Below are 14472 nucleotides of genomic sequence, written 5' to 3'. Positions count from 1 at the left end.
GGGGATCAGAAACGTGAAAACATCCCGTTTCTTTTTTTACATAGCAGTGATCATTATTCTCAATCTCATTCCGCTGAAAGCGTTCGCCTATTCGTATGGAGATCCGAACAAAGAAGCGGTTGCTGAGGCGTATAAAGAGATGAAAGAAAAGTTGAACGAGCAGCCGCCGAACTTTGCCGCAGCGAAGGAAATTTTCGGAACCATAAAAGAAGAAATCGACATGCACATGGGGCCTGAGCCGTCCAAGGCGGTGCTTGCAGCCATCGAAGCGAAGGACCGCCAGGCGGTGATCAAAGACATGGAAAAAATTTTAGTGCTCAATATCGCCCGACGTTTGGACAATATTGAGGCGAACTTTGATCAGTACGACACGAGCAAGCGGCTGTTGGCGAAGGCGTTTGCGACGTATGAGGCGCTGTCGCCGATCATCCAAGGGAAAGACCCTGCGCTTGACAAACAGCTGCGCACCGAGTTTGACAAGGCGCTTCAGTCGCTTGGCAACCCGGGGCTGTTTGGCGTCGGCGAGAAAAAATCAGACATCGAAACGTTCAAGAAAAGCAAGGAAACCATTTTATCGGCGTTGCAAAAGCAATTTGGCCTCAAAAGCCTAAAAGTCGGCCATTTTTCGGAAAGCGCCACGGAAAAGCCGGATGCAGTGCAAAAGAAAGAGTGGACCGATTTGTCCGAGGCCAAAAACTGGATTCCGCTCATCGTCATCGCTGTGGTGATCATCGGGACTGTCTTGATTTACGCACGTCGCCGGAAGCGTGCTTAGTCTAAACTGAATGGGAGGCGGGGGCATGGAAGTTCAAGCGCTGCTTATCACGTTTCGTGAAGCGCTGGAAGCGCTGCTGATTGTCGGCATCATTACATCGTATTTGAAACGGGTCGGTCACCGTGAATACACGAAATATGTATGGCTTGGCGCCGCTCTTGCTGTGGCGGCGAGCGTCGGCGTCGCCATGTTGTTTCAGCTCGTCTTTACCGGTTTTGCGGCAATGGGAAGCGAGACGTATTTGAAAATCGGCATCATGGTCATTTCCGCGTTGCTCTTGACGCAAATGGTGTTCTGGATGGCCGAACATAGTCGGGACATGAAAAAAAGCGTGGAAGGGAAAATGGATCAGTTTGTCACCGCCGGCAATGTCGCCGGCATGGTCATCCACTCGTTTTTGGTCGTGCTGCGCGAAGGAGTGGAAACGGTCTTCTTCTTCGCCGCCATTACGCACGGCAACATCGGCGCGGCGATGCAAGGCTGGGGAGCGGCGACCGGGGTCGTCATTGCCGCTTTTGTCAGCTACTTCTTCTTTAAAGGGACGATGCGCATTCCGTTGAAGACGTTCTTTAAAGTGACTGGCGCGTTTATCGTCCTAATTGCCGCCGGACTGCTCGTGCAAGCCATTTCGATGATGCAGGACATCGGCCTCATCGGCAGCGTCATGCCGCACGTATACGATTTGACGTGGCTGCTTCCGGAACATCCGATCGATTACGAACATTACGTGCGCGACCATGGCGTCGCCCCTGTCTTTTCCGGCGAAGTCGGCGTCTTTTTAAAAGCGCTGTTCGGTTATTCTTCAATGCCGTCGCTTGAAGAAGTGTTGGCCTATATCGGCTACTTCGTCGTCGTGTATTTGTTGGTGGCGAGCCGCCGCGGTCAAAAGAAGGCCGTGGTTGAGAAGCCGGCGGTTGCCTCGTTGGAGGAACAAGCCAAAAACGTCATGTAACGTACAAGGACGCTGCGCCTTGTACGTTTTCTTTGGAGGGAAACACGGTGGACAAACGGTTGGGCGATGATCGCTTTTGGATGAGCTTTGGTGTCGGAATGGCTGCTTTGTTGGCCGGCGCCGGTTTGTATGGGGCGAACCCGTATGCGGCCTCGTGGGACGAAGTTGACTTTGCGCGGGCGTTGGAACGCTATGATTTATTGGCCATGCAGCCGCATTTCCCGGGCTATCCGTATTTGATTCTTGGCGGCATGGCAGTGCACGCTCTGGTCGCCAATCCGGCCAAAGCGCTTTCGATCTTGAATGTGCTCGTGTTGTTTTCCGCCGCCTTTCCCATCGTTTGGCTGCTCGCTCGCCATATGCCGCGTTCAGCGGCGCTATGGGCGGCGCTTTCGGTGCTTTCTTCAAGCTACGTGCTCCTTGCCGCCGCCAGACCGATGTCGGACGGCGCGGCGCTTGGCGTGCTTTGGTGGTACATATGGGCGGTGGAATGGGCGCGGCGGCGAACAACATGGATGGCGCAGCTTTGGCCGGCCGCGTTGTTCAGCATCCTCATGGGCATCCGTTTGTCTTATGCCCCGTTTGCCGCTGCGTTGTTGATCCTTTGGCATGAAGACTGGAAAACGCACCGCCGCCTCGGCCGCGTGGCGGCATCGCTGTTGGCGGCGGCCGCCTTTCAATTTGTTTGGGTGGCGGCGGTCGCGGCGACGGAAGGCGGCCTTTGGCCGTTTTTCAAGCTTGGCTGGGCGTTTGTCGTCGGTCATTTCAGCGACTGGGGGGGAACGGCGGCGGCGAGCCCGCTTCCATTTTGGGAGCGGGTGCGCCGCTTTGTCCTTGACAACTTTCTTTGGACCGGCATGGCCAGCCGAAATGCTTGGCTGCTGGCTGCCTATGCAGTGGTCGGCGCCATCGCCTGGCGCACTGGGCCGTTTCGGCTGCCGCGCCCGCTTGTCGTTTCCGCGTTGCTGTATGCTTTGTGGGCGCTTTTCGGACAAAACATTGACAAGCCGCGTCATCTCCTTCCGCTCGTTCACATTGCGCTCGTTTTCGTGTGGGGGCGCGTATTGGCTGCACCGCGATCATGGAAGCATGTGTTGGCGGCGGCGGTTGTGCTGCTGCAGGCTGCAATCGGCATCGGGCAGCTGTGCGAGCAGGCAAAGACGCCGCCGGCAGTGTATCAGCTTGCGGACGATTTGCGTGACAAACGGCAGCCGTTTGTGGTATATACGTGGGAAGAGACGCGCGTCCTAGACTATTTGAACGTGCCCTTTCCACATAAAGACGTGCTCCATTTTTCCTTCTTTTTGCAAGACAAAGAAAACTACCGCCATGCTGCGATATATATGACCAATCACGTTGTCCAAGGGTTCGAGGCTCAAGGGATCGATGTTTCCCGCCATGTGCGCAAAGTGAAAACGTATCGTTCCAGTCTGCTTGCTGATCCGGTGTATGGGACGATTACGCTGTACGAATGGGTGGATGGAGAGTGAGGTGATGGCCAATGAACGAGCGGCTGAAAGAAAAGCTGGCCGTGCTGCCGGAACAGCCGGGTTGCTATTTGATGAAAGACAAACACGGAACGGTCATTTACGTCGGCAAAGCGAAGTCGCTGAAAGCGCGCGTCCGCTCGTATTTCACCGGGACGCATGACGGCAAGACGCAGCGGCTTGTTGAGGAGATCGCCGATTTCGAATACATCGTCACCTCGTCAAACGCCGAGGCGCTCATTTTGGAGATGAATTTGATCAAAAAGCATGATCCGAAATACAACGTCATGCTGAAAGATGATAAAAGCTACCCGTTTATTAAAATCACCGCGGAAAAGCATCCGCGCCTGCTGATCACCCGCAAAGTGAAAAAAGACGGGGGCAAATATTTCGGCCCGTATCCAAACGTGCAGGCGGCGAACGAAACGAAAAAGCTGCTCGACCGCTTATATCCGCTCCGCAAATGTTCGACGCTGCCTTCGCGCGCCTGTTTGTATTACCATATGGGCCAATGCCTCGCCCCGTGCGTCCACCCGGTGTCGGACGAACAAAATAAGGCGATGGTTGAACAAATCGTCCGCTTTTTAAACGGCGGGTATGAAGACGTGAAGCGGGAGTTGGCCGAGAAAATGCACGAGGCGGCGGAAGCGCTCGAGTTTGAACGGGCGAAAGAATACCGCGATCAAATCGCAGCGATTGAGATGACGATGGAAAAGCAAAAAATGATGCTCAACGACTTCATCGACCGCGATGTATTCGGCTATGCGTACGACAAAGGCTGGATGTGCGTGCAAGTGTTTTTCCTCCGCCAAGGAAAGCTGATCGAGCGCGACGTGTCGATCTTCCCGCTTTACCAAGACCCGGATGAGGAAATGCTTACGTTTTTGGGTCAGTTTTATGCGAAAGCGCATCATTTGAAGCCAAAAGAAGTCGTCCTCCCGTCCGACATTGACGGCGAGCTCGCCCGCGAATTGCTCGGCGTTGCCGTCGTCCAGCCGAAAAAAGGGAAGAAAAAAGAGCTTGTTGAGCTGGCGAGCAAAAACGCGGCCATTGCTCTGAAAGAAAAATTTTATTTCATCGAGCGGGACGAAGAACGGACGATCAAAGCGGTCGAACGTCTCGGAGAGCGTCTTGGCATTCCGGCGCCGCGCCGCATCGAGGCGTTTGACAACTCGAACATTTACGGGGCCGATCCGGTCTCGGCGCTTGTCGTTTTCCTCGATGGCAAGCCGGCGAAAAAAGAATACCGGAAATATAAGGTGAAAACGGTCGCGGGGCCGAACGATTATGAAACGATGCGCGAAGTCGTGCGCCGCCGCTATACGCGCGTGTTGAAAGAAGGATTGCCGCTTCCCGATTTGATCATCATCGACGGCGGCAAAGGACACTTGTCGGCGGTGCGGGATGTGCTCGAAAACGAACTTGGACTGGATGTGCCGCTGGCTGGATTGGCGAAAGACGAAAAACATCGCACATCAGAGCTTTTGGCCGGCGACCCGCCGGATGTCGTGCCGCTTGACCGGCAAAGTCAAGAGTTTTATTTATTGCAGCGCATCCAGGATGAAGTGCATCGGTTTGCCGTTATGTTTCACCGAAAGACGCGGCAGAAAACGATGTTCCATTCCGTGCTTGATGACATTCCCGGCGTCGGGGAAAAGCGGAAAAAAGCGCTGTTAAACTATTTCGGATCAGTCAAAAAGATGAAAGAGGCGACCGTTGATGAGCTGCAACGGGCGAACATTCCACGGGCGGTGGCGGAGAAAATCTATGAAAAACTGCATGAATAATGGCTGAACGGACGCCCGTTTTGCGAGCGGACGCCCGTTCTTTGCATGTCATTCGATCGCCTGCTTCCGATCCCATTTCACCAAAATGCGCGCTTTGCCGTCCCGCTTTGGCGGCAGTTCGACCGCTTCGGTGACGAACCGCTTTTGTTGTTCGATTTGCTGGGCGAGAAATCCAGCCTCAAGCTGGAACGAGCAGCTGCCGTACAAGGAAAAGCGGGCGGCGATGATGGGGCCCGACAGCTCGATATAGAGTTCGTCGTTTCGCTCTTCGCCGGTTGATAGCTCCCCCCAGCCCGCCCGTTCAAAAAATACGGCGACGTCATCGAGCGTTCCGAGCGGGTAGCGCCGCGCCAGCTGTTTGCCGGCCCAGTACAGCAGCGAAGCGGCATCTTTGCCAAGCAGCTCGGGAAGAAGCGAATGGCGAAGCAGCTCAGTCCCGAAGGCGGAAAGCGCAATTGACCCAAACATTTGATATTGGTCCTCTAATGGTGGCTGTTTCATCGTTTTCCCCTCTTTCTATCCATTTCCCCATTATAGCTGAATTGCTGCCGGAGTGCATCCTCTTTCCTAAGGTGGCGCAACTATGAGAATGTTTGAACATTTTGTGTCAGTGTTTTCTTGACGCTTGTACAATGTGGGAGTACAATGAATGTGACAAGCGAATAGGGGAATGGAAGACGTTTCCGTTTCCGCATGGCGAGCGAGAGGGACATATTTTTTATTCAATTGAAGGGGGTTTACATAATGGCAGGGAATCGCGAGTTTTACTATCGCCGGCTCCATTCGCTGCTGGGGGTTGTTCCCGTCGGCATCTTTTTAGTGCAGCACTTGGTCGTCAACCATTTTGCGACCCGTGGGCCGGAAGCGTTTAACCGGGCGGCGGCGTTTATGGAAAACTTGCCGTTCCGCTATTTTCTTGAAATTTTTGTTATTTTTCTTCCATTGTTGTTCCACGCTGTATACGGCATTTATATCGCGTTTACAGCCAAATTCAACACTCGCCAGTACGGCTATTTCCGCAACTGGATGTTCATGCTTCAGCGGATCACCGGCATCATTACATTGATTTTTGTCGTCTGGCATGTGTATGAAACGCGGGTGCAGGCTGCATTCGGCGCCGAAGTGAACTACGACATGATGGCCAACATTGTCGACAATCCGTTTATGCTCGGATTTTATATTGTTGGAATCTTGTCCACGGTCTTTCACTTCGCCAACGGCTTATGGTCGTTCTGCGTCAGCTGGGGGTTGACGGTGTCCCCTCGTTCGCAGCAAGTATTTACGTACATTACGATGATCATTTTCATCGCGCTTTCCATTGTCGGCATTCGCGCCATCTTGGCGTTTGCGTAAGACAAGCGTTCCATTCCTAAGGAATGATTCAACGATGAACTGCTGCGTTGGCTCGTGACAAACGTGCTCTAGCCGTTCGCCGAACGATCGCTTGGTCGATGGCGGGCCGGCAAGGCAAAACGTGCGGCATGCAAGCAAAAGCAGCAATCTATTAGGGAGTGAGTAGCTATGAAAAAAGGGAAAATCATCGTTGTTGGCGGTGGGTTGGCCGGTTTGATGGCCACGATTAAAATCGCCGAAGCAGGAGTGCCTGTCGAACTGTTTTCGCTCGTTCCGGTAAAGCGTTCTCATTCCGTCTGTGCCCAAGGCGGCATTAACGGAGCGGTCAACACGAAAGGGGAAGGCGACTCGCCGTGGGAGCATTTTGACGACACCGTCTATGGCGGGGACTTCTTGGCGAACCAGCCTCCGGTCAAAGCGATGTGTGAAGCGGCGCCGGGGATCATTTACATGCTCGATCGGATGGGCGTCATGTTCAACCGGACGCCGGAAGGGTTGCTTGATTTCCGTCGTTTCGGGGGGACGCAGCATCACCGGACCGCCTATGCTGGAGCCACGACCGGGCAGCAAATTTTGTATGCACTTGATGAACAGGTGCGCCGCCATGAAGTGGCCGGGCTCGTCACGAAGTACGAGCATTGGGAGTTTTTAGGCGTCGTTTTGGATGACGAGCAAATTTGCCGCGGCATCGTCGCACAAGATTTGCGGTCCATGGAAATCAAAGCGTTTCCAGCCGATGCCGTCATTTTGGCGACCGGCGGCCCGGGGATCATTTTTGGGAAATCGACGAACTCGGTCATCAACACTGGTTCAGCGGCTTCGATCGCCTATCAGCAAGGCGTTTACTACGCGAACGGCGAGTTCATCCAAATTCACCCGACCGCGATCCCAGGCGATGACAAGCTTCGGTTGATGAGCGAATCGGCGCGCGGGGAAGGCGGACGCATTTGGACGTATAAGGACGGGAAACCGTGGTACTTCCTTGAGGAAAAATATCCGGCTTACGGAAACTTGGTGCCGCGCGACATCGCCGCCCGGGAAATTTTCCACGTCTGCGTCGATTTGAAGCTCGGCATCAACGGCGAAAACATGGTGTATTTGGATTTGTCACATAAAGATCCGAAAGAGTTGGATGTCAAGCTCGGCGGCATTATCGAAATTTACGAGAAGTTCATGGGCGAAGACCCGCGCAAAGTGCCAATGAAGGTGTTCCCGGCCGTTCACTACTCGATGGGCGGCTTATGGGTCGACTATGACCAAATGACGAACATCAAAGGGTTGTTTGCTGCCGGCGAGTGCGATTATTCGATTCACGGCGCGAACCGCCTCGGGGCAAACTCGCTTCTGTCGGCGATTTACGGCGGAATGGTCGCCGGCCCGAACGCCGTCCGCTACATCCGCGGTCTCGAGAAATCGGCCGATGCGATGCCGTCGACGTTATACGACAGCTATGTGAAACGGGAGCAAGAAAAGTGGGAAAACATTTTGGCGATGGACGGCACGGAAAACGCCTACGTGCTGCATAAAGAGCTCGGTGAATGGATGACGGCAAACGTGACGATCGTCCGCTACAACGACCGGCTGCTGAAGACCGATGAGAAAATTCAAGAGCTGATGGAGCGGTATAAAAACATCAGCGTCACCGATACGTCGAGATGGAGCAACCAAGGAGCGACGTTTATCCGCCAGCTGTACAACATGCTGCAGCTCGCCCGCGTCATTACGCTTGGCGCTTACTATCGCAATGAAAGCCGCGGCGCGCACTACAAGCCGGAGTTTCCGGAGCGCAACGACGAAGAATGGCTGAAAACGACGATGGCCCGCTACACGCCAGACGGTCCGGCGTTCCATTATGAAGACGTTGACGTCTCGTTGATTAAACCGCGCAAGCGCGACTACAGCAAAAAGAAAGAGGAAGTGAAGTAAGATGAGCGAGAACAAAACGGTTCGATTCATCATCACCCGTCAAGATCGTCCGGATTCTGCTCCGTATGAAGAGGAGTTTGTCATTCCGTACCGCCCGAACATGAACGTCATTTCGGCGCTCATGGAAATTCGCCGCAATCCGGTCAACGCCAAAGGGGAAAAAACGACGCCGGTCGCTTGGGAAATGAACTGTCTGGAAGAAGTATGCGGAGCCTGTTCGATGGTCATTAACGGCAAACCGCGCCAGGCGTGCGCCGCACTCATTGACAAACTCGAGCAGCCGATCCGCCTTGAGCCGATGCGCACATTCCCTGTCATCCGCGACTTGGTCATCGACCGGAGCCGGATGTTTGATGCGTTGAAGCGAGTGAAAGCATGGATTCCGATCGACGGAACGTACGACTTGGGCCCGGGGCCGCGCATGCCGGAGCGGAAGCGGCAATGGGCGTACGAGCTGTCCAAATGCATGACGTGCGGCGTCTGCCTGGAAGCGTGCCCGAACGTCAACAGCAAGTCGAACTTTATCGGCCCGGCGCCGCTGTCGCAAGTGCGGCTGTTTAACGCCCATCCGACCGGGGCGATGCATAAAGCCGAACGGTTGCGGGCGATTATGGGCGACGGCGGACTGGCCAACTGCGGCAACTCGCAAAACTGCGTGCAATCGTGCCCGAAGGGCATTCCGTTGACGACATCGATCGCGGCGTTAAACCGCGAAACGACGATTCAAATGTTCCGCGATTTCTTTGGCAGCGACGAAGTGTAGCGGCAGAATCAAAATCCCCTTCATTCGAACAGACATGAGGGGGATTTTTTGTTTTGCTGGACAAGCGGCAGCCAACCGTCTCCGGCGAATCGAAAGATAAAGAAGAAAAGGCTCTTCATCACAAAGTGTACTTGAAAAAGAAAGACGATCATGATAAAGAAAAACCAAAACAGCATTTTTTCCTTTTTATACCACACATCTCTTTGAACAACATTGCTATCATGTTTGTCTTTAAAAGTCATTTGGTGATGAACCGAAAAAAAAAGACCCATTTTTCTATTAGATAAGCAAATTTTCGTCACCGCCGCTCTTGCTCTCACATACGATATGGCGAGGAAATACCCATCCGGCAGTTCGGGCCCATTGAGAGCAAGGAGGGTTACAACCGTTGAAGGACAAATCATTTCAATCGAAGCCGCTTTTGACAAAAAGAGAAAAAGAAGTCTTCGAATTGCTCGTGCAAGACAAGACGACGAAAGAGATCGCCCAAGAGCTGTTTATCAGCGAGAAAACGGTCCGCAACCATATTTCGAATGCGATGCAAAAGCTTGGGGTCAAGGGGCGCTCGCAAGCTGTCATTGAATTGCTTCGAATGGGCGAACTTGAACTATAAACGATGCCGGCTTTCCTTGTTGGACAGCCGGCTGTTATGTTCCCTTGCGGCCGGACGAGGCTTGGCGCCCGTCCGGCCTTCGTCCGCGGCGGCCGCCGCATTTTTTTGTTGATTATCTTTGCCGGTGTTGTAAAATGAAAAGTAAGAATAGCTGTCGACGCAAGCCGCCGTTTGAGGCTGGCCGCGGAAACGATCAAGGAGAGATGGTATGCCGTCTGCGATGAATGAACAAACGGTCGCCGAGTTGGAAAAATTGCTTCGCTATATCGCCGCCAATTTGAAACAGCGCGGCCGTGAAATTTTAACCAACTATCCGATCACCCCACCGCAATTTGTCGCCCTGCAGTGGCTGCTTGAAGAAGGGGACTTGACGGTCGGCGAGTTATCGAACAAAATGTATTTGGCGTGCAGCACGACGACCGACTTGGTCGACCGTATGGAGCGGAACGGACTTGTCGCCAGAGTCCGCGATGAACACGACCGCCGCGTCGTCCGCATTCACTTGTTGGAAAAAGGCGAGCGCATCATTGAGGAAGTGATTGAAAAACGCCAGAGAGATTTAGCTAAAGTGTTGGAAAATTTTTCTGAAGAGGAAATCGTTCTCTTTGAGCGTTGTTTGCGCAAATTGCATCAAGAAATGACGAAAGAATGAGGCGATCACTTGGAAAGAGCAATTGGTGTCATTGACTCAGGAGTCGGCGGTTTGACCGTCGCCAAAGAAATTATGAGGCAGCTGCCGAAAGAACAAATTATTTACTTAGGCGACACCGCCCGTTGCCCGTACGGGCCGCGGCCGGTGGAAGAAGTCCGTCGATTTACGTGGCAAATGATTGATTACTTGCGGCAATATCCCTTGAAAATGCTTGTTATCGCCTGCAACACCGCGACGGCGGTCGCGCTTGACGACGTGCGGGCGAAGCTTGACATTCCTGTGCTTGGCGTTATTCATCCCGGCGCTCGCGCGGCCCTGAAAGCGACTAGGCGCGGGCACATCGGCGTCATCGGCACGATTGGCACGATCCGAAGCCGGGCGTATGAAAAGGCGCTTCAATCCATCAATCCGCGCGTCCAAGTCGAGAGCTTGGCCTGTCCGAAATTCGTTCCGCTTGTGGAAAGCGGCGACTTTGAAGGGCAGGAGGCGATGGCGATCGTCGCCGAATCGCTCGCTCCGCTCCGTCCGCTGCCGATCGATGTGCTGATTTTAGGCTGCACGCATTATCCGTTGCTCGCGCCGCTCATTCGCACGTATATGGGCAAACGCGTGAAGCTCATTTGCTCGGGCGGTGAGACGGCTCGTGAAGTGAGCGCGATTTTGCACCACAGCCAGCTCCTTTACACCGGCGAGCGCGAACCGGAGCATTTGTTTTTCACGACCGGGCCGAAAGAGCTGTTTGAAAAGATTTCCGGGAAGTGGTTTGGCAAGCCGATCGGCACGGTCGAAGCGATTCGGCTGTAACCAACCAATCCTTTAGCGTCCATGCGCTAAAGGATTTTTTTATTCTATTTTGGAAAACGGCTCGTATACATAGTAGTACAAACTACGAGTAGGAGGGAACGTCAATGAAACGGACGACTCAAATATGGGCGGCGCCGCTGCTCGCCTCGCTGTTGTTGCTTGGCGGCTGCGGTTTGTTTGGGCGAGATGAGGCGGTGAAGGAGATCGATCCGCCGCAAGAGACGAGTTATGTCAAAGACGGCCAAGCGCTTCAGGAAGCGACGGAAAGCCAAAAGGAAGGGAAAGAGAAAGCGAAGGCCACCGAGACGGTGAAAAGAGAGCTGTACTTGATTGACAAAAACGGCTTTGTCGTGCCGCAAACAGTGGAATTGCCGAAAACGCAGGCCGTGGCGAAACAAGTACTCGAATATTTGGTTGAAGACGGACCCGTGTCAGAAATGTTACCGAACGGCTTCCGCGCGGTCATTCCGGCCGGAACGACGGTGCTTGGCACAAAATTGGAAAAAGACGGAACGTTGATCGCTGACTTTTCGCCGGAATTTAAAAACTATAAGCCGGAGGACGAAAAACGAATTTTGCAGTCCATTACGTGGACATTGACGCAATTTGACAATATCAAGCGCGTCAAAATCCGCATCAACGGCTACGATCAAAACGTGATGCCGGTCAATAAAACGCCGATCCAAGATGGGGTAAGCCGCGCCGATGGCATCAATATGGAAGCGAACGGCGTGCCAGACATTACGAATACGCATCCGGTCACCGTTTATTTTGTCGCCCAACAAGGGAACAGCACATACTATGTGCCGGTGACACGGCGTGTGTCCAATAAGGAGAAAGATGATATTGCCGCGGCCGTCAACGAACTGATTCAAGGACCAGAGCAAGGGAGCGGGCTTGTCGGCGTCTTTCAGCCGGACGCGAAGCTTGTCGATGCCCCGAAATACGAGGATGGCAAAGTGACGCTCAACTTTAACGAAGGCATTTATGGAAGCAACAAGAAAAATGTCATTTCCGACGTCGTGTTGAATTCTCTCGTTTTGTCGCTCACGGAGCAAAAAGGAGTCGAAAGCGTGGCGATCACCGTCAATGGCAAAGCCAATCTTGTCACGGAAGATGGCAAGCCGCTCACCAAACCGGTCGCTCGGCCGCAAAACGTCAATACCGGGACATTTTAACCGGTTGGTGCTGACTGGCTGGAAACGAATAGGACGTTATGGTATAACAAAGAGGTGGAAACGTATTCTGCCTCTTTCTTTTTTTTCGCTAGGCGGAAAGAAATGCGGCGTCTGGCATTCCGTTGAAGATGGAGAAAAGGAGGACTCAGTTGATGAGAGCGGACGGACGAAGCAGTTGCGAGCTGCGCCCTGTACATATACACCCGCATTACATGAAGCACGCTGAAGGGTCGGTGCTCATTGAAATCGGCGACACGAAAGTCATTTGCACGGCGACGGTCGAAGAGAAAGTGCCGTCGTTTATGCGCGGCGGCGGCAAAGGATGGATTACGGCCGAATATGGGATGCTGCCGCGGGCGACAGAGCAGCGGAATGTGAGGGAAGCGAGCAAAGGAAAAGTGTCGGGGCGGACGATGGAAATTCAGCGCTTAATCGGCCGCGCGCTTCGCTCGGTTGTTGATCTTGAACAGCTTGGCGAGCGGACCATTTGGATCGATTGCGACGTCATTCAGGCGGATGGCGGAACGCGGACGGCGTCGATCACTGGTGCGTATGTGGCGCTTGTGTTGGCGCTTGCCAGACTGGTGGAAGAAGGGAAGCTCGAGGCGCTTCCGATCCGCGATTTTCTCGCCGCTACCTCGGTCGGCATCGATCCGGAGCATGGGGTGATTCTTGATTTAGATTACAACGAGGATGCGCGGGCGAAAGTGGATATGAACGTCGTCATGACCGGAGCCGGTCAATTTGTTGAGATTCAAGGAACCGGAGAGGAAGCAGTTTTTTCGCGCGCCGAGCTTGATGAATTGCTTGAAGCGGCGCAAATCGGCATCGAGCAGCTCATCGCCGTTCAGCGCCGCGCATTGGGCGAGTGGGCGGCGCGCATCGGCGAAAAAAAAGAAGCGGCAGAGGAGGACACAGAGTGAAGGAGATCGTCATCGCGACCAAAAACGCTGGCAAAGTGCGCGAGTTCGCCGCTTTGTTTGCCAAGCGGGGCGTCGAAGTGAAATCGTTGCTTGACTTTCCGGACGCTCCGGATGTCGCAGAAACGGGAAGCACGTTTGCGGACAATGCCGTGCTCAAAGCAGAAGCGGCGTCGCGGCGTCTAAAGCGGCCGGTGATCGCCGATGATTCCGGGCTCGTGGTCGATGCGCTCGGCGGCCGGCCGGGCGTTCATTCGGCCCGTTATGCCGGGGAAGATAAAAACGATGCACGCAACATCGCCAAGCTGCTTCGCGAGCTTGACGGGGTGCCGATGGAGCAGCGCACGGCTCGTTTTCATTGCGCGCTCGCCGTCGCGATCCCAGGGCGGCCGACCGCCGTTGTCGAAGCGACATGCGATGGTTATATCGCCGAAGTGCCGCGTGGGGAGGGGGGCTTTGGCTATGATCCAATCTTTTACCTTCCGGAGTGGGGAAAAACGATGGCGGAGCTTGCGCCGGAGGAAAAAAATCAAATCAGTCATCGCGCCAAGGCGCTGACGAAGCTCGATGAGCAGTGGGAGGAGATCGTCGGTGGAAAGGGGCGGACGGAATGAAGGCGGTGATTGTGAGCGACAGCCATGGGCTGACTGCCGAACTTGCTGAAATTGTCAACCGTCATCGCCATGAAGCGGATTTGTTTATCCATTGCGGTGACTCGGAGTTGGAGGTGGGGGCGGACGAGATCGCCCCGTTTGCCGTTGTGCGCGGCAACTGCGATTTCGCCGCGTTTCCTGCTGAGCGCATCGAAGAGGCAGGCGGCGTTCGGTTGTTTGTCACCCACGGCCATTTATACGGGGTGAAAACGTCGCTTTTGCGTTTATCCTATCGCGCGCAAGAAACAGGGGCTCACGTCGTTTGTTTCGGCCACTCGCATTTGGCCGGCGCCGAGCAAATGGATGGGCGGTTGTTCATCAACCCCGGCAGCATTGCTTTGCCGCGCGGAAGAAAAGAAAAAACGTACGCGGTGTTGACCATCGGCGGCGGGCGCGTGCATGTCCAATTTTATGAAGTGAATGGGCAGCCCGTTTCCGGAATGGAACGAACCTTTTCGATCTAAGCGGACAAAACGTCCGCTATTTTTTGTTTTTCGTCTTTGGCAGTTAGAGCGCGTCCGCTTTCTATGAGCCGCCAAGAAAGAAAAAATTTTTGAATCGGCAAAACCTTGATTCTATCATAATGTAAGCGCATTCAAATAGTTTGAC

General features: G+C 53.9%; 16 protein-coding genes. 15 read left to right on the top strand and 1 reads right to left on the bottom strand.

Annotation, left to right across the window (positions count from 1 at the left end):
• Positions 1–13 precede the first annotated feature (13 nt).
• The 4 genes from QWV57_RS13635 to uvrC are packed head-to-tail and all read left to right on the top strand — an operon-like array spanning position 14 to position 5001.
• Positions 14–775, top strand: coding sequence for a hypothetical protein (locus tag QWV57_RS13635; protein ID WP_015375544.1), 762 nt, complete (start codon positions 14–16; stop codon positions 773–775).
• 25 nt (positions 776–800) lie between these two features.
• Complete coding sequence (locus QWV57_RS13630) at positions 801–1727, top strand: FTR1 family iron permease (protein ID WP_015375543.1); 927 nt, start codon at positions 801–803, stop codon at positions 1725–1727.
• Positions 1728–1774: 47 nt separating this feature from the next.
• Positions 1775–3217, top strand: coding sequence for a hypothetical protein (locus QWV57_RS13625; RefSeq protein WP_015375542.1), 1443 nt, complete (start codon positions 1775–1777; stop codon positions 3215–3217).
• Positions 3218–3228: 11 nt separating this feature from the next.
• Positions 3229–5001 carry an excinuclease ABC subunit UvrC gene (uvrC, locus tag QWV57_RS13620; RefSeq protein WP_020755563.1) on the top strand — a complete coding sequence of 591 codons (1773 nt, stop codon included), beginning with the start codon at positions 3229–3231 and terminating at the stop codon, positions 4999–5001.
• 48 nt (positions 5002–5049) lie between these two features.
• On the opposite strand, the gene QWV57_RS13615 is transcribed toward uvrC, so the two are convergent.
• Complete coding sequence (locus QWV57_RS13615; protein WP_014196467.1) at positions 5050–5502, bottom strand: YslB family protein; 453 nt, start codon at positions 5500–5502, stop codon at positions 5050–5052.
• 243 nt (positions 5503–5745) lie between these two features.
• On the opposite strand from QWV57_RS13615, the gene QWV57_RS13610 reads away from it, so the two are divergent.
• The 11 genes from QWV57_RS13610 to QWV57_RS13560 all read left to right on the top strand — a co-directional run bounded on the left by QWV57_RS13610 (position 5746) and on the right by QWV57_RS13560 (position 14327).
• Positions 5746–6354 carry a succinate dehydrogenase cytochrome b558 subunit gene (locus QWV57_RS13610; protein WP_011232147.1) on the top strand — a complete coding sequence of 203 codons (609 nt, stop codon included), beginning with the start codon at positions 5746–5748 and terminating at the stop codon, positions 6352–6354.
• 168 nt (positions 6355–6522) lie between these two features.
• Complete coding sequence (gene sdhA / locus QWV57_RS13605; protein WP_015375539.1) at positions 6523–8280, top strand: succinate dehydrogenase flavoprotein subunit; 1758 nt, start codon at positions 6523–6525, stop codon at positions 8278–8280.
• A 1-nt stretch (position 8281) separates the two neighbouring features.
• On the top strand, positions 8282–9043 hold the full coding sequence (gene sdhB, locus QWV57_RS13600; RefSeq protein WP_015375538.1) for a succinate dehydrogenase iron-sulfur subunit: 762 nt from the start codon (positions 8282–8284) through the stop codon (positions 9041–9043).
• Between the two features lie 53 nt (positions 9044–9096).
• Positions 9097–9330: a hypothetical protein gene (locus tag QWV57_RS13595; RefSeq protein WP_060788003.1), complete on the top strand. Its 234-nt coding sequence runs from the start codon at positions 9097–9099 to the stop codon at positions 9328–9330.
• A 101-nt stretch (positions 9331–9431) separates the two neighbouring features.
• On the top strand, positions 9432–9656 hold the full coding sequence (locus tag QWV57_RS13590; RefSeq protein ID WP_020754265.1) for a helix-turn-helix domain-containing protein: 225 nt from the start codon (positions 9432–9434) through the stop codon (positions 9654–9656).
• A 208-nt stretch (positions 9657–9864) separates the two neighbouring features.
• Positions 9865–10308, top strand: coding sequence for a MarR family winged helix-turn-helix transcriptional regulator (locus tag QWV57_RS13585; protein WP_015375537.1), 444 nt, complete (start codon positions 9865–9867; stop codon positions 10306–10308).
• Positions 10309–10317: 9 nt separating this feature from the next.
• Positions 10318–11112, top strand: coding sequence for a glutamate racemase (gene racE / locus QWV57_RS13580; protein WP_011232143.1), 795 nt, complete (start codon positions 10318–10320; stop codon positions 11110–11112).
• Positions 11113–11216: 104 nt separating this feature from the next.
• Entirely contained in the window at positions 11217–12290 is a 1074-nt protein-coding gene (locus tag QWV57_RS13575; RefSeq protein WP_015375536.1) for a GerMN domain-containing protein, read from the top strand.
• A 152-nt stretch (positions 12291–12442) separates the two neighbouring features.
• Positions 12443–13213: a ribonuclease PH gene (rph, locus tag QWV57_RS13570; RefSeq protein WP_015375535.1), complete on the top strand. Its 771-nt coding sequence runs from the start codon at positions 12443–12445 to the stop codon at positions 13211–13213.
• On the top strand, positions 13210–13824 hold the full coding sequence (locus QWV57_RS13565) for an XTP/dITP diphosphatase (RefSeq protein ID WP_015375534.1): 615 nt from the start codon (positions 13210–13212) through the stop codon (positions 13822–13824). The genes rph and QWV57_RS13565 overlap by 4 nt, the downstream gene beginning before the upstream one ends.
• On the top strand, positions 13821–14327 hold the full coding sequence (locus QWV57_RS13560; protein WP_033004987.1) for a metallophosphoesterase family protein: 507 nt from the start codon (positions 13821–13823) through the stop codon (positions 14325–14327). Before QWV57_RS13565 ends, QWV57_RS13560 begins: the two co-directional genes overlap by 4 nt.
• The last annotated feature ends 145 nt before the right edge of the window (positions 14328–14472 follow it).

The organism is Geobacillus zalihae (assembly GCF_030414215.1).
Lineage (GTDB): Bacteria > Bacillota > Bacilli > Bacillales > Anoxybacillaceae > Geobacillus > Geobacillus zalihae.
Note: the sequence above shows the minus strand (reverse complement) of the source record. Positions and strands in the feature narration are given on the sequence as shown.